The sequence below is a fragment of the Myxococcales bacterium genome (genome assembly GCA_016706225.1).
Taxonomy (GTDB): Bacteria; Myxococcota_A; Polyangia; order Polyangiales; family Polyangiaceae; genus JADJKB01.
The window spans coordinates 289,336-304,918 of sequence record JADJKB010000003.1 but is presented as its reverse complement, the minus strand read 5'-3'; the positions used below and the strand labels follow the sequence as shown (position 1 = coordinate 304,918).

Genomic DNA, 15,583 nt, shown 5'->3' with positions numbered 1-15,583 from the left:
ATGCGGATACCCGAGTGGTCGTTGTTTTTGTTTGGCGTCTGTCTTGCCGGCTGCACTGAGCTCGGGGACATCAGCGCAGGAGTCTGCGGGAACGGCGTGGTCGAAGGGTCCGAGGACTGCGACGGAAGCCAGGGCTGCGGGCCTGCTGGCAAGGACGGCGCCTGCCGTTTTGTGTGTGAGAGCGACGACGAGTGCAAAACAGGCTGGCACTGCGGAAAAGACGCCATCTGCCGCGAACCGTCGGGCGGTTTCGAGCGCAGCCCCGCGTTGATTTCCGCCGACTCGCAGATCCGGGTGAAGGTGGGTGATTTCGACGGGGACGGCTTCGACGATGTTCTGAGTGTCGGGCAAAGCGGGAGGCTCGAGGTGCACTACTTCGAACAGGGCGGGCAGGTCGCGACCAAGGCGTTCCAATCCGAGCCGTTCTCTCCGGCCGTTGGTAAGCTCACGGCGGACTCCGACGGCAAGCTCGACTCCACCGATGACATTGCCCACCTCGGAGGGTTTTCGGTCGGCGTGCTCGAGACGTCGACCAAGCGTGACTTCGCGCCGGTGGCCTACGCACCGATCCCAGTCAGCGAGACGGACTCACGGTTCTTGATTTTCGACGCACGGCCCCCGAGCGACATCAAGCAGGATGAGGACGATCGGTTCTTCGGCGGGAGCGAGATCCTGCAAATCACCGGGACCTCACTCCGGAGCATCGTCGACAAGACCGTGCTCACGGCCTCTCTGCCGATCAGCGTACTGGACATCGTTCCCAGCGTCGAACGTGGCGATCCGCCGATCGGAAGATTCGACGAAGGAGCGACGCGCTGTGACCAGTTCGTCCTCGTCGGCGCTCAATCCGCCAAGTTGTACCTGATCAGTCCGTGCAATGGCGACGGTTGGAACAACGGGCTGACCAAGAGTTACCCACCCATCGAGCTGCCGTCACTGCCGGTCAAAGGCCTCGAGACCGCGCTGGCTGCCGACCTGAACGGCGACGGGCACCTGGACATCGTCATTGGCAGCGCGAATCTCGAGGTGAACCCGCTCGGCGCGGAGCGCCACGAGATCTTCGCGGCCTTCGGCAACGGCGACGGGACGTTCAAGGACGACATGGGCGCAGGCGGCACCGCCAACAAGGCCGTGAGGTTGTCGGTCGACAAGGGCAAACCGTTCTTTCCGGCCGTGCCACTCGCCGCGGGGGACCTGAACTCCGACGGGCGGGCAGATTTCGTATTTCCGGGCGGCATCGCGTTGAGTGAGAGCTGTGCACCCGATCCGGGCTGTTTCGCCAGCCTTGGCAACGAGAACGGCGAGTATTTCCGGGCCATCGTCGCCGACGTCAACAAGGATGACTTGAACGACGTCGTAGCGATCTCCGAGAACACCCGCGAGGTGGCGTTTCTCAACGGAACCGGGCTCGGCCTCTACAACCTCTCTCGGATCCCGACGCTCGGGTTCCCGACGTTCATCAACGTGGGTGACTACGACGGCGATCTGGTGCTGGACGTCGCCGTCATCGAGACCGAGCAGTTCGGGGCTCGCGGCTCCGGGGTCAAGTCGTCCGAAGTCTTGTCCTTACCGAAGGACAAACTCAGCATTCTGTTCGGCAAGCTGCAAGGCGCGCCCGAGGCGCCGGTGAGCATGGGCAAGATCGGCCAGGTCCTCGGGCTTGCCTCGGGACACCTGCTCTTCAAAGGGCTCGATACGGCAGCAGACGTCGGGGTGCTGGCGCTCGGCTCGGATTTCAGCCTGAGCGTCGCGCTCTTTGGTGGCGCTACTGATCGCCAGCTGCAGTCGCCCTTCGAGCTGACGGATGGGCTGGACTCCCAGCCAGACCTGACTTTCGCCCTGCAGATCGGCCGCTTTGCGGGCGAGGACCACCCGGATCTGGCAGCCCTCTCCATCACGTACTCGGCTGCGGCAGCCGCGAGCGGCCCGCTGCCGGCGCGGCTCTGGCTGGCGCCCTCGACCGGCATGGCGGAGCTGAGTGCCGCAACCAACCAGGCGACGCCACTCGCCGGCATCGACATCGACCCGTGCACCACCCAGCTGGCCCAGCTCGATCTCGACGCCAACGGTAGCGACGAGCTCGTGTTGCTCGGGCGCCCACGCCAGGCAGGTGGCAAGGGGGGACGCGTGCAGGTCGCCCGCGCCGAGAACGGTGCTTGGAAATTCGACCCGCTGGTCAAGGTCGACGGCGCGCGCTTCACGAACGAGCGCATTGCGCGGACGACGTGCCGTTACATCGAGCTGGGTGGCGTTGGGAAACCCGGGATTGCAGACTTCCTCGACGACGGCACCGTGCAGGTCGCCGATGCGGATGCAAGCGGCGTCCCGGACGTGATGGCCTTCTCCGTCTCGAGCAATTTCACCTCGGCCCTGGAGCTCGGAGAGGTGAAGTTCAGCTTGGCGCTGTTCAAGGACGGAGCCTTCGACGCGCCGCTCATGCTGAGCTTGCCCTCGGACAGTTTCATCCAGGGAGCCGTGCTGGTGAATGTGGACACCGATCCCGAGCTGGAGCTGATCGTTGCGACGGAGTTTGGGGAATACCAGTACGAGGTCGACTTCCAGACTGGGGAGCTGAAAGACAAGAAGCTGGTCGCCGACTCTGGCTTCGGCCCTGTGCCAGGGCCAGTCTTCGCCGGACCGCTCGCGCCCTACGACGTGCTCTCTCGGACCATCGCTGGCGTCGTCACTGGCGATTTCAATGGGGACCGCCTGCCTGATTTTGCCGTCGCCCGGCCGGACCACCTGGTTGTGTACTACGGAAAGCCGGTGAAACAGTGAAACACTGCGGCATTCTCGGGCTCGCGCTGTTGCTCGCCGCGGCTCCCGCGATCGCGGCGGACGACGCGCGAACGTACTTCGACATCGGCGCCAAGGCCTACCAGGCCGCGCGCTACACCGACGCGGCTCAAGCTTTCGCGGAGGCCTACCGAATCTCGAACCGAGCCGGCCTGCTGTTTTCTCTCGGTCAAGCTCACCGCATGGAGTTCTTTGCGCGCAACGACCCTGCGCGCCTGCGCGATGCGATCCGCTTCTACGAGGAGTACCTGGTCAAGGAACCACAGGGCAAACGAGCAGCCGACGCGACAGACGCCTTGTCCAAGCTGAAGCCGCTAGCTGCGGCTGGTGCCATGGACAAGTCCGACGGTCCCGTCACCCCCGTGGCCCCCCAAAAACCGCGCGTGATGATCTCGTCCCCGACTCAGGACGTGAAGGTGACGTTCGACGGTCGCCTGGTGAGTCACCCGTTCATCCAGGAGGTCGAGCCAGGCAAACACAAGGTCGTCTTGAGCGCGCCGGGTCACGAGGACTACGCCCGGGACATCGTCGTCGACGCCAAGACCGGCGCCCCGCCTCTGGATGTTCCACTGAAGGAGCGCCCCGCGTTGCTGGTGATCCGGGCGCCTGATGGGGCCGAGGTCGCCATCGACGGACGCTTGCAGGGTGTCATGCCCTTGCCACCGCTCGCGGTGCCCTCGGGCAAACACTTCGTGAGTGTGACCAAGAACGGAAAGCAGGCGTTTTCCCAGCAGGTGACCCTCGCTCGCGGCCAGAAGAAGGAGCTCTCCGCAAACCTCGAGAGCACGTCACAGCGGACCGCATCGTGGGTACTGATGGGTGTGGGCGCCGGCGGTGTGATCGCGGGGGGCGTGCTCGGCTACCTTGCTCTCGACAAACAAAACAAGGCGGAGGACATCCGAGCTGCCACGCGCGACCAGGGCAGTCAGCCCGAGAGCGAGCTCGGCCGATACGAGCAGCTTCGACAGAGCCGGGATGATTTCAGGCTCGCGGCGATCATCAGCGCGAGCGCAGGAGCCGGCGTCGGCACACTGGGATTGATGTTGCACATCTTCGATCCAGCCCGAGCGCCGCTGCCGCCCGCGGAGGACGCTCTCCCGGGACAGGCGCCCAGCAAAACGACGCCCGCGAGCATGGAGATCTCCGCGGCGCCGATCTTCGCACCGGGATTCGCCGGGGGCAGTGTGCTCGGTAGGTTCTGAGCGGGCCGAGTCAGCCGCCCAGACACGTGAGTTGGTAGTTTCCCGAAGCGTCGGCCTTACACACCGACCCGCACTGCTCGGCCTTCAGACAATCGCAGCTCACGCCCGCCGCACAGCCTGCTGGGAGCTGCTTGCAGGTGTAGGTATCCGGGTACCCGCCCAGATCGGAGCCGATGACCTCGCAATACTGGTTGCCCGTGGCGCAGAACTGCTGCCCGCACTCGAACATGCCGACGGGGGGTTTGCAGCCACCGTTGCCGTTCAGGTCCGAGCCGTCGCTGTACGCCGAACACTCGTTGCCCGCCTCCGCGCCGGCGCAGGTGCACACGGGTGCGTAGATGAGGTCACAACCAGCTGGACGTTTCACGCATTGGCCGGCGCTGCCGGCGCCGCAGTGGTTGTCCGGATAGTCGCAGTACTCATCGGCGGCGCAGGGTTGGTCGGGCTTGCAAGCGGCACTGGCCTCACAGAGCCCCGCTTTCGCCCAGCTCGAGCCGGCTGGGCACTCGGGGTTTCCGGGCGTTGGGCACACGGGGTCGACCGGATTGCCCTGCGCGTCGCAGCAGGGCACGAACGACTCGCAGTAACCGCTCCCTCCGCTGCCTCCGGCGGACGAACCGCCAATGCCTCCGCTGCCGCCGCCGGATCCGGAGCTCCCGCCGCCGGATTGTCCGCCGCTGCCCGCGCCATCTTTTTGAGTGGAGCCCCCGCAAGCGAAGCTGAGCGCTGCTGTCATCAGAGCCGGGAGAAGCCCACGGAAGAAGCGGGCCTTCACCCCCGAGCTGGCCTGCTCCTCCATCGGTTGCGTCACTTCTTCGGACAGGCCGGACACATGGGCTCTTTGCTCGCCTCGTCCTGGCAAATCAGGTCCCACTTTCCGACCTGGGTATCACAGCAGTATTTGTCCTTGGCGCAGATCACCTTGGTGCATTCCGTGCAGGTCTCCGTCAACGCCGTCCCGAGCGTGCACTCACTGTGTGAGCCGCACGGCGCCTTGCCGCAGGCACCGCCGCACTCGGGCTTGATGGTGATGTCCTTCAAGACCATGTCGGCGCACTTCTGTGTCCACTGGCCGTTCTTGGTGTCGCAGCAAGTTGGGTCGGCTGCGCAGACCGCCAGCGTGCAGTTGCTGCATTTTTCGTTCATCGCCGCGCCGGCTACGCACGGCGTATGTGCGGTGCAGGTCGGGTCAATCGCGCACGCGGTGCCGCAGTACTCGCCGACTGCTTGCACACAGAGCTCATCCCAACCCGCGGTGCAGCAGAAGATGTCGTTCACGCAGACGGCGGCTTCACACAGGCCACAGGTCGGATCGAGGGCCGCGCCGACCGTGCATTTGTCGTGGCCGCACTGTCCGCTGGTACTCCCGGTGCCGCTACCAGCGCCGCAGCCGTCCAGCGGGTTGGCGCAGGGAAGGCAGACGCCGTAGCCGGCGGCAACCTCCTGGCACTGCTGGTGGATCTGGTGCTTCTTGTCCTTGCCGAACAAGAGGTCCATCAAGAACGCGGCGGCGATCTGCAGCAGCGGATCCCCCTTGAATAGGTCCTTCACCAGCGGGTCGAGCTCGATCGGCGTGCAGTCGGCGTCGTCGTTGCACGGCACACAAACGCCGCACTTCTTCCCGTCGAACAGCTCGACGCTGGCGCAGGCCTTCATCGGGAATTTGAGGATGGAATCCTGAATCTTGATCTTCTTGAAACCCAGGTTGATTTCACCACCGCCCACCAGGTCCCGGATGATCTTGCCCACGTTGACGTCCATGCTCACGCCGGCGCAGTTGGCGTCGCTGGAACAGGTGTTGGTCACGCCGTCGAAGGGCGGGGGCAGCACCGCTCCGCTCGAGAGCAGATCAGTGCAGCCTGTGGCGGGGTGGGTGCAAGTGCCGTGGGTGCCGCCGTTGACCGGGAACTTACACTTCCAGGTCTCGGTCGAGCTGGTGTTGCCGCAGCCGTAACACTCGGCGTCCTGCTTGCAGTCGGCGCCCTCCCCGCCGCTCGTGCCGCACGGCTTCACGCATTTGCCACCCTCGCAGTCGAAGCCTTGAACGCAGGGTTTGGTCGCCGAGCACTCCGCGCAGACATGGTTGTTGCACGCCTTGGCCTGGACGCCGCCGGCCTCGCATTTGCCGCACTCGCCGTCGGTGGTGCAGTTGCTCGGGCATTTGTTCTCGCACAGTCCAGTGGTTCCGCAGGCTTGGTTGCCGGTGCACGCGGCGGTGTTGCCCGTCACACAGGCCACACACTTGCTGGACGCGGTGTCGCAGACCTGGTGCAACGGGTCGCAGACCGAGCAGTCCACGTCTTTGGAGCACGTGATGGTCGGTGTGCCCGTCGCGTCCGTCGGGCAAGTCAGATCCTTCGGCGCACAGGTCCCGAACGAGGTGCACTGCTCTCCGGTCTTGCAGTCCTTCTCGCTCGTGCAGGCAATGCACCGGGTGTTCGCGATGTCACAGGTGTGACGACCGTAGGAACAACCCTCACACTCCTGGTTCGAGTGACAGTTGTTGAGCAGGCAGAGCCCGGATGCGGTACCGCTCGAGCCGCCGTCTCCGGAGTTGCCTCCCACGCCGCTGTCGCCGCTCGAGCCACCGCTGCCACCGTTACCGCCGACTCCGGGGGGACCGCCGCCGCCGCCCTTCCCGGCGCTGCAGCCCGGCAGGGCCAGCGTGAGCACGAGGGCGCTCCCAAAAATCGTGGCAAGCAAGCTCCTGACGGACCAGGTCATCGTATTCGCCTCCAACCGCCGAAGGATAGCAGGTCACCGGAGCCCCCGCTTCAGGCTTCGGGCGGAGTGGGCGCCAAGCTGCGAGCGGCACGCTGGGCGGAGGCCACGCTCACCTGCAGCCGTGGCTCAAAGCGCGGCCGAACACCGTGCGAGGACAGCCACCCGGAAGGACCGGCGAGCGGCCGTGGACCCGCGCAGTGGATGCGTACGCTCGCAAGGCGCCCGATGGTTCGGGCGCCGGTTCTCTAGCCGAGACTCAGGGGCAGGTGCAGCCCGTCGTGGTCTTGGCCTTGGTGACACACAGGCTGTCCCACGACGTTGCGCAGCAGAACGAGTCGGCGGCACAGACGTTGGTGGCGCAGGTGGAGCAACCCGTGGTCAGCGGTCCGCCCGACGTGCACTCGCTGTGCGCACAGCCGGCTCCGCAGGCCGAGGCACACGCGGCCTCGGCCTTGGCCTCGGTCACACACTGCGCATCCCACTTGGTGCCGCAGCAGAAGGCGTCGTTGGCGCACACGGCCTTGGTGCAGGCGCTGCAGGTCGTGCTGAGCGCTCCACCCTCGGTGCAGGGGTTGTGGTCGCAGGTCGTCGTGCCCCCGCCGCCGCAGCCGTTCGGGCAGTACTTGTCCACGGCCTTCACGCACACGTCGTCCCAGGCGGTCGTGCAGCAGTACGAGTCGTTCTTGCAGACCTCGGCCGCACAGCTGCCGCAGCTCTCCTTGAGGGCGCCGCCGGTCTTGCACACCTCGTGGTCACAGGCGCCGGTGCCACCGCCGCCGGTGGTCTGCCCGCAGGCCTTGGTCGGGTTGGAGCAAGGCGCACACACGCCGTAACCCGCGGCGATGTTGAGGCACTGGAAGTGCAGGCTGTGGTCTTTGTTCTGACCGTACAGGAGGTCGATGATGAACGCGCCGGCGATCTGGGCCAACGGATCACCCTTGAACAGGTCGAAGATCAGCTTGCTGATGTCGATCTTCTGGCAATCCGAGTCGGCCTTGCACGGCACACATACGCCGCATTTGACGTTGTTGACCAGCTCGATGCTGGCGCACTTGTTCATGCCGTACTGGACGTTGGCGTCCTGGATCTTGATCTTCTTGATCCCGATGTCGATCTCGGGTCCGCCGACCAGGTCGCGGATCAGCTGGCCGACGTTGTACTGAATCCCAACGCCAGCGCAGTCGGTGTCCTTCGAACACAGGTTGGTCACCTTGTCGTAGGGCGCAGGGAGCACGGCGCCTTGGCCGAGGTCCGAGCAACCGGTCGCGGGTGCCGCGCAGACGCCGTGGAGTCCGCCGTTGATCGGCAACTTGCAGTCCCACTTCGGTGCAGTGGTGTTGGTCGGGTCGCCGCAGCCCTCACAGTCCACCTTCGTGTTGCAGGTTCCCGCCGACAGGCCCGGGATGCCGCACGGCTTGATGCACTGGCCCTTCTGACAAACGAGGCCTGCGGGGCAAGCGTAGGTGTCCGAGCACTCGGCGCAGGTGTGGTTGAAGCACGCCTTGGCCTTCTTGCCCGCGGCGTACTCACAGCGCGCGCAGTCGTTGTCGACGGTGCAGCTGTCCGGGCACTTGTGGGCGCATTTGTTGTCGACGCAGATGTCCGACGCCGAACACTGGCTGGTGTTGGTGTCCGTGCAAGCCACACACTTGCTGCTGGTGGGCTCGCAGATCTGGTGCAGGGGATCACAGGCTGCGCAGTCGGCGTTGGACTGGCAGGTGATGGTCGGATCGCCGTTGGCGTTGGTGGCGCAGGTTTGCCCGGACGGCGCGCAGGTGCCGAACGACGTGCACTCTTGACCTGCAGGGCAGCCCTGACCGGTAGCCGGGTCGCACGCGACGCAGCGATGCTCGGAGAGCTTGCACTTGTTTCGGCCGAAGGAGCAGCCGTCGCACTCTTGGTCCGAGTTGCAGTTGTTCAGCAGGCACACGCCGGACGTGTTGCCGCTGCCACCCGAGCCGCCGACGCTTCCGCCAGCTCCGCCCACGGCGCCGGTGTTACCCGAGCCTCCGCCGCCGTCTCCGCCGCTGTCACTGCCGCAAGCCGGCGCGAAAGTCAGGGGAATGGCCACCGCACAAGCCGCAACGAACAAGCCCTTAAGGCGATCAGCGAAAGACACTGCCGTCTCCTCCAGATAAAAAGCCCAAAGGACAGGATAGCTAACCCTGCCCAGAAAGGAAAACCGCCGGGGGTCTACACCCGGCCCGAGACTCGGGCAACCCGGTTCTGGAGCGCATGTGGGTCCGTCTGCGCCCGGCTCCCCTCACTTCAGCCGGTAGACCACCTCGGACCCGACAATCAGGTCGTGGGCCGCACGTTTTTCCGGGTGGAATGCGGCGAGGGCGAGGCCAGCACCGTACAGCAGACTCAGCAGCGCGTTGCCGAGGACCACCGCCAGGACCAGCCCGCGGAAGGCGTCCATGTCGGTGATCTGGATCTGTCGAATTGCGAGCTGAAGCCCGCCGCGCCCCTGGGTCAGCAGGATCACGAGGCCCGCGAAGAACGGCATCCACATGCTGGCCACGGTTCGCACTGCCGAGCGGCCCAGCCCGAGGCGCCCGCCATCGGGGCGCCGCACCTGCAGGTTCATCAGCAGCTTCCCAAGACTCTGCCCGCGGGTGGCGTGGGCCACACTCACATAGATGAGGTGGAGGAAGAGCCCCGGCAGACCCAGAAGCCCGATCACCAGGCTGGCGAGGCCGACGTCGACCCCCACCGCGGCGCCGCGCACCCAGAAGCCTGCGTGCCGGACCGTCTCGGGGGCGGCGGCTTCGAGCGCTGCGATCAGATCGTCGTAGCTGTCGAAGCGCCCCGCCGGTTCCTTCGACATCAGGCGCTCGACGATCGCCGCGAGGCGTTTGGGAACGATTGGCACCGCGAGCGCGAGCCTCGGTGGGGCCTCGGTCAGGTGTTTGGCGATCACCGCCACCGGCGTCTTTGCGTTGAATGGCGGAGCGCCCGAGAGCAGATGGTAGAAGGTGCAGCCCACCGAGTACATGTCGGCGCGATGGTCGATGTCCTCGCCCTTCGCCTGCTCCGGCGCCATGTAGAGCGGGCTGCCCACCACCGCGCCGTCGCGGGTGATCTTCGAGTCCGTTCCGCCCACGGGTTTTGCGACGCCAAAGTCGGCGATCTTCAGGTTGCCCTTCTTGTCGAGCAGCAGATTGCTCGGCTTGATGTCGCGATGGATGATGCCCGCGCGTTGTGCGTCGCGCAGCCCCTGGGCGACCTCCAGCATCAGCCGCCGGGCAAGCTCCGGATCGACGGGCTCGCGTTTGTCGATGAAGTCTTCCAGGTCGCCGCCATCGACCAGCTCCATGGCGAAGAAGAGAGAGGTCTTACCGTGGTCGTTCGCCGGGGTTCGTCCGATGTAATAGATGTGAGCAACGTGGGCCGAGTTGAGGCGCGCCTGCGCGCGAGCTTCGCGCAGGAAACGCTCCTGCAGCTCCCCGCTCTCCGCGAGGCCCTCGGGCAGGACCTTGATGGCCACTCGCCGGTCGAGGGAGCGGTCGTGCCCCACGTACACCGCCCCCATCCCGCCGCTGCCGAGCGGTCGCTGGACGTCGAAGTGGTCGAGTCGCTGACCCACCCAGCGAGTGGCGTCCGAGCTCGGGGGCTTGGATGTGCTTCGTGGGCCACTCTCGGCCAGGAGTGTGGTGTCGAATGCGTCAGCTTCGTCGACGCCCATTCTCGTTCCCTCGCTGGATCTTCGCATTCTCCCTCGTGCTCAGCAATGCGCATGCCACACGGGAGGTGCGAAGTCGCTGATGCAGTCGTGGCGCGCTCACTTCACGCGGGTGAGGTCGGCGCGCGCCGTCTGCCCGCTGCCCTGCCACTGCCACTCGAGGTGGTCGTCGACGGGTCGCATCGTCATGGTGCCGCCGTCGATGCAGCGGTCGTGGCCCTCCGTCAGCTCCTCCCTCGCTTCGAGGACACCGTCGCTGCTCTGTGCGACGCAGATCCAGGTGGCGGCGCACGGGATCGACGGGTACCTGACGGAAGCACAGGCGCCGCTCCGCGTGGTCCAGAGGTCGACCTCGAGGGGCCAGCTCTGACCATCACCCTGCACACCGGTGCCCGCCCAGCGCCCGAGCGGGAATGGATTCGGGGGAGGGGGCTCGGTTCGCGGCTGCACCGGAGGCTCTGCGGGTTCGTCGACCTCGTCGGCGCGCGCGACGATCAGCGTCGGAGCGCTCGCCGCTTTTGTCGCAGGCGATGCGCCGCATGCCACGCTCACGCCGGCGCAGGCCACAAGCATGCAAGCCGCGAACGCGGCGGACTCGCCCCTCAGTACGGGCTCGCGCCGAACACGTCCCGAAGTCGATCTTCGACCGCTGGGTTCGGGCTCGGCAGCCCGACCCGAAGCGTAATGGTCGTGTCGTCGCCCCAAGGCCACCACAGCGCGTAGATGATCGCACCACCACTCGTGTTGGTCGAGAAGATCCACTGGTCCGACCGAACGCCACCGGTGCGCTCTGCAATCTGCTGCACGAGCGGCGGCGCCGCGCCCAAGGTCTTGTGGTTCCAGCGTCCAGGGAAGGTCGGCGCCAGTGCCGTGTTCGCCTCTTCCACCAGCTCGGCCGAGAACGCTGACGCTACGCACGAGAAGCGCCCATCCCAGCTCCAACCGCGCTTCGGCCATTGAGTGCGAAAATCCTGCAACGCAGTCAGGAGCGGTTCGAAGGCGGTGGTGACCCGTTGGCTCATGCGACCCGGGTAGGCTAGCGCGGACAGGCGGGTGGGTGAAACTCCTGACGAAACGCCCTTGCCGGCAGCCGCTTGGCGCGGTTCCATGCCGAATGTGCCTGGCCCGCGATTTCTGACCGTTGCTCGCTGGATTGGGCTGTCCGCCTCCCTCTGGCTGGCCACGCCGGCATTTGCCCAGTCCGACGCCGAGCTCATCCGCGCGCGGAAGCTCTACGCCCAGGGCCTGACCCAGGAGGCCGCGGGGGACTGGGCGGGCGCGCTTGGAACCTTCGAGGATGTAGCCCGCATCAAGGCCACGCCGCAGGTGCGCTTTCATCTCGCACGCTGCAAAGAGAACCTCGGCCGCTTCAACGAGGCGCTCGGTGGATACCGGATGGCGGAGTACGAAGCCGAGCAGGGTGGGAAGAAGGAGCAGAGCCTCGTCGACGAGGTGAAGAAGGCCCGCGAGGCGCTCGAAGGAAAGATCCCGAAGGTCACCATCACGCGCGGCAAGGGCGCCGAAGCAATCAAGATTGAGCTCGACGGTGTTGCGCTCGGCGACACGCAGATCGGTCAACCGATCACCCTGGATCCTGGTCCGCATGTCGTGCGAGGAATCGTGGCCCAGGGCAAGTCGTTCAAGCGGACGTTGACTCTGGCCGAGGCAGAGCAAGTGAATGTGGTGCTCGACGTGCCCGACGACCTGGTGGCACCGGCGACCGAGACGCCGGCTGCGCCGAGCTCCGAGGGGACGAACGAGGCGGCGCCGGTCGCAGCGCGCGACGACGCGGTGCCGCCCGAGGCCCCGCGCGTGGAAGCGTCGGGCTCGTCTGCGCCGTGGATCATCGGCGGGCTGGGCGTGGCCAGCTTGGCCGCGTCGGCGGTGTTCTATTCACTCCGTGCCAAGGCCGTCGACGACCTCGACAAGGGTTGCATCGGTCGCACCTGTCCCGACACACTCGAGAGCACACAGAAGCGAGGCCAGACCTACTCGACCCTCACGGGAGTCACGCTCGGGCTCGGTGTGGTTGGTGTTGGAACCGGGGTTGTGATGCTCTTGGGCCGCGGGCGCGCACCAACGACGAGTCCGCCGGCGGCGCAGGCATACGTGCAGCGGCACGGCGGTGGATTCAGCTTTGGCGGGCGTTTCTGAGCGGTCGGAGCTTGCACCGGGAAAAGCGCCGGTCCGACCCGCGTGATACCATTCCGCGGCTCGCGTGACGGGAAATCTCCTCTTCGCCTGCGCGCTTGGCGCGCTGTCGGTCCTCGGATGCAGCATCGAGCTGAAGGGCGGCGCCGCGCCCGACGCGGGCGGCGGTAGTGGCGCCGGTGCGACCGGTGGCGCGCCGCTCGGCGGTTTCGGGGGTGACGGCGGGGTTGGAGGTCTGGCGGGTGCCGGTGGGAGCGCTGGCGCTGCGGGTGCACCACCGACCGCGTGCAGCACCGGTTTTCAATGCGTGCCGAAGGCGCCCGCAGGTTGGGGCTATGCCTTTCTTTCCGAGGGTACCTACGTTGCCAGCGAACCGGCTGGTCCGATCTGCCCGGATGGCTCCGAGCCGCAGAAGTTCTTCAGCAACCCCGCCGGGCAAGGCAGCTGTTCGGCCTGCACCTGCGGCGCAATGACTGGCGGCGCGTGCAGCGTGTCGCTGCTCTGCAGCGGCGACGCGACGTGCAGCGTCAGCACGGACTACACGGAGACCAGCGGGGGCTGCAAAGGCAAGAGCGGAAGCCCATCGCTGCATTGCAGGCTCGGTAACCCGAATGTGACGACGCCGGGCAGCTGCGAGCCGAGCGCTGTGGCGCCGATCCAGGGTGATCCTTGGAAGAACCGCGCGGACGTGTGCCCGGGGAAACCAGCGACGGCGTGCGGTCCGGCGTCCGAGTGTTTGCCGCAAGGCACGGGCACGTACGCGGCGTCGATCTGTATCTACCTACCGGGCGACCAGCTCTGCCCAAGTGACTGGCCCCAGCGCAAGCCCGTATTCCAGAAGTACCTCGATACACGCTCGTGCGCACCCTGCAGCTGCGCACCGGGAGTCATGGATTGCACGGCGGAATACAAGTTCTGGGACGACGCGACTTGCCTGTTCGACAACCAGAAACTCTCGAGTACGAACTGCACCGACGTTTCAGGGACCATCAACTCGTTCTGGCCGGCGTGGGGGCTGGAGCGAACCAAGAGCCCGACGCTCGTCGGAGGCTGCATCCCCGGGGGAGGCACCCCGGTTGGCAAAATTGTCGGCGACCCGAACACGGCGCTGACGGTGTGCTGCCGGAATGCCAAGTGACGCTCCGGATTCGGGTAGAATGCCGCCGCCGTGAAGCGTTTCCCTTACTACCGCTCGCTCTCCGCTTCCGGCAAGCGCACCTATGACAAGAGTGATGCGATAAGGAGCGTCAGCTTGCCGCGTGTGGCGGAGCACCGGGAGCGGGCCGTCGTGCTACGCCAGGCACTCGAGGGCGGCTCCCGGCGCGCGGTGCAGACCGCCGCGCAGGCGCTGGTGACGGACCTGACGCTATCCCTCGGTGTCGTCAACGTGACCGTTCGGGTCTTGGCCCGGCGCCCCAAGGATCACGACGGCGAGCTGCATGGTCTGTATACGCTGGAGGCGGACGGGCGTGCACACCTCGAAGTCTGGATGCGCACGGCGGAACACTCGCGCACGGTGGCGCCGCGCACGTTCTTGCGCACGCTCTTGCACGAGGTGTGTCACCACCTCGACTTCAAGTACTTCGGGCTCAAGGACACCTTCCACAACGCTGGGTTCTTCCAGCGTGAGTCCAGCCTGATGAGGCAACTCTCGGAGCCCGCGAAGACTCGCCCGCCGCCGAAGGGAGCAAGAGAGCCGTCGCGCCCGCGCAAGGCGACGCCGCGCCGCGAGGCACGTCAGCTATCGCTGTTTGGACCCTGACATGCTGGAGTTCGAAGACCCCAACGAGTTGATCGGTGCCGTCCTGGACGGCCGCTGGAGGCTCAGCCGGGTCCTCGGTCAGGGAGGCCTGGCCGTCGTGTTCGAGGGGGTGGGCGTCGACGGCACGGCGCGGGCCGCGATCAAGGTGCTGCGGGCCGAGTTCGGCGAAAATCAGGACGTCGTTGCGCGTTTTCTCAACGAGGTCCAGGCGAGCGCTCGTGTCGATCATCCCGGCATCGCGCGGGTGTACGAAGCCGTGCGAGCCGCGGACGGGACGCCGTACCTGGTGATGGAGCTGCTCGAGGGCGAACCGCTCGCCGATCGCATGAACCGCGGTCGGGTGCCGGTGGAGCAGGCCTCCGCCATCGTTCAGAACATCCTTCGTGCTCTGTCCGCTGCACACGCCGCGGGTGTGATCCACCGCGATCTCAAGCCCGGCAACGTGTTCTTGGTGGGCGATTCCAATCACGGCAGCGACATCAGGGTTCTCGACTTCGGTATCTCGCTCGTGCTCGATGCTGCTGGCGGAATGCACCGCAAGACCCGGACCGGGATGCTGCTCGGGACTCCCGGCTACATGAGTCCGGAGCAGATCAAGGACATCAAACACACGGACGCGAGGGCCGACCTCTGGTCGTGTGGGATCTTGTTCTACGAGCTCCTCACTGGGGTCCCGGCATTCGAGGCGGAGAACGACTTCGTTCGGGTGACCAAGGTGCTGACGAGTGAGCCGACGCCGATCCAGACCGTCGCGCCCCAGTACGCACACTGGGCACCGTTTTTTCAGCGCGCTCTGGCGCGGAAGCCGGAAGCGCGATTCCAGACCGCCTACGACATGGCGCAGGCGGTCGAGAGTGTGGCGCGCTCCGGGCAGATGCCGGCGTCGGTGGTCGCGGCGCCGGACACCCGTGACGCGGTCGCGATCCCGTCCGGTCCCTTGCCCCCCGGTGGGCACTACCCATCGGCTCCGCCGCCCCATCATCCATCGGCTCCGCCGCCCGGCCACTACGGCTCGAGGCCACCCCCCGCCCCGGGCGCCGGGGATGCACCGGCGGTAGGACGGCGGTTCGGCGGTGACACGGCGGTTTCGGCCGGACTCCCCGGGGCGACGTCGGGTCACGCGGCTCCGTCGGTCGAGGTGGTCAGCGTGCCACGGCGGACAATTGCGGTCCCACTCCCGCTCGCGCTGCTCGTCGCGGTCATGGCGCTGATGCTCGGCTTCGCCGCGGGCCTCGTGGTCGGCAAGTGGTGACGCAGGGGCCG

Annotated in this window: 12 protein-coding genes; 6 read left to right on the top strand and 6 right to left on the bottom strand. The window is 66.5% G+C overall.

Annotated features, from left to right (window positions below; all coding sequences use genetic code 11):
- Nucleotides 1-2,778, top strand: coding sequence for a VCBS repeat-containing protein (locus tag IPI67_03160; GenBank protein ID MBK7579182.1), 2,778 nt, complete (start codon nucleotides 1-3; stop codon nucleotides 2,776-2,778).
- Nucleotides 2,775-3,998, top strand: coding sequence for a PEGA domain-containing protein (locus IPI67_03155; protein ID MBK7579181.1), 1,224 nt, complete (start codon nucleotides 2,775-2,777; stop codon nucleotides 3,996-3,998). The genes IPI67_03160 and IPI67_03155 overlap by 4 nt, the downstream gene beginning before the upstream one ends.
- A 10-nt stretch (nucleotides 3,999-4,008) precedes the next feature.
- Here the strand turns inward: IPI67_03155 and IPI67_03150 are convergent, their stop codons facing one another.
- From IPI67_03150 to IPI67_03125, 6 genes are all read right to left on the bottom strand, one after another.
- A complete protein-coding gene (locus IPI67_03150; protein MBK7579180.1) occupies nucleotides 4,009-4,734 on the bottom strand; it encodes a hypothetical protein in 726 nt (241 codons plus the stop codon).
- A 71-nt stretch (nucleotides 4,735-4,805) separates the two neighbouring features.
- Nucleotides 4,806-6,722: a hypothetical protein gene (locus IPI67_03145; GenBank protein ID MBK7579179.1), complete on the bottom strand. Its 1,917-nt coding sequence runs from the start codon at nucleotides 6,720-6,722 to the stop codon at nucleotides 4,806-4,808.
- A gap of 256 nt (nucleotides 6,723-6,978) precedes the next feature.
- Nucleotides 6,979-8,841, bottom strand: coding sequence for a hypothetical protein (locus tag IPI67_03140; protein ID MBK7579178.1), 1,863 nt, complete (start codon nucleotides 8,839-8,841; stop codon nucleotides 6,979-6,981).
- 144 nt (nucleotides 8,842-8,985) lie between these two features.
- Entirely contained in the window at nucleotides 8,986-10,410 is a 1,425-nt protein-coding gene (locus IPI67_03135) for a protein kinase (GenBank protein MBK7579177.1), read from the bottom strand.
- A gap of 96 nt (nucleotides 10,411-10,506) precedes the next feature.
- Nucleotides 10,507-10,959: a hypothetical protein gene (locus IPI67_03130; GenBank protein ID MBK7579176.1), complete on the bottom strand. Its 453-nt coding sequence runs from the start codon at nucleotides 10,957-10,959 to the stop codon at nucleotides 10,507-10,509.
- 50 nt (nucleotides 10,960-11,009) lie between these two features.
- A complete protein-coding gene (locus IPI67_03125; GenBank protein ID MBK7579175.1) occupies nucleotides 11,010-11,429 on the bottom strand; it encodes a hypothetical protein in 420 nt (139 codons plus the stop codon).
- A 94-nt stretch (nucleotides 11,430-11,523) separates the two neighbouring features.
- Here IPI67_03125 and IPI67_03120 point away from each other — a divergent pair, with 94 nt between their 5' ends.
- From IPI67_03120 to IPI67_03105, 4 genes are all read left to right on the top strand, one after another.
- Nucleotides 11,524-12,561, top strand: coding sequence for a hypothetical protein (locus tag IPI67_03120; protein MBK7579174.1), 1,038 nt, complete (start codon nucleotides 11,524-11,526; stop codon nucleotides 12,559-12,561).
- A 64-nt stretch (nucleotides 12,562-12,625) separates the two neighbouring features.
- Nucleotides 12,626-13,696 (top strand): hypothetical protein, encoded by a 1,071-nt coding sequence (locus IPI67_03115; protein MBK7579173.1) that lies wholly within the window; start codon nucleotides 12,626-12,628, stop codon nucleotides 13,694-13,696.
- 30 nt (nucleotides 13,697-13,726) lie between these two features.
- Nucleotides 13,727-14,320, top strand: a complete 594-nt coding sequence (locus tag IPI67_03110; protein ID MBK7579172.1) for a hypothetical protein — start codon at nucleotides 13,727-13,729, stop codon at nucleotides 14,318-14,320.
- Nucleotide 14,321: 1 nt separating this feature from the next.
- Complete coding sequence (locus IPI67_03105; protein ID MBK7579171.1) at nucleotides 14,322-15,572, top strand: serine/threonine protein kinase; 1,251 nt, start codon at nucleotides 14,322-14,324, stop codon at nucleotides 15,570-15,572.
- Nucleotides 15,573-15,583: the final 11 nt, after the last annotated feature.

Excerpts from the sequence above, each read along its gene's own strand:
- IPI67_03105 (MBK7579171.1), top strand. The coding sequence starts at position 14,322 with ATGCTGGAGTTCGAAGACCCCAACGAGTTGATCGGTGCCGTCCTGGAC.
- IPI67_03145 (MBK7579179.1), bottom strand. The coding sequence starts at position 6,722 with ATGACCTGGTCCGTCAGGAGCTTGCTTGCCACGATTTTTGGGAGCGCC.
- IPI67_03135 (MBK7579177.1), bottom strand. The coding sequence starts at position 10,410 with ATGGGCGTCGACGAAGCTGACGCATTCGACACCACACTCCTGGCCGAG.
- IPI67_03150 (MBK7579180.1), bottom strand. The coding sequence starts at position 4,734 with ATGACAGCAGCGCTCAGCTTCGCTTGCGGGGGCTCCACTCAAAAAGAT.
- IPI67_03125 (MBK7579175.1), bottom strand. The coding sequence starts at position 11,429 with ATGAGCCAACGGGTCACCACCGCCTTCGAACCGCTCCTGACTGCGTTG.
- IPI67_03160 (MBK7579182.1), top strand. The coding sequence starts at position 1 with ATGCGGATACCCGAGTGGTCGTTGTTTTTGTTTGGCGTCTGTCTTGCC.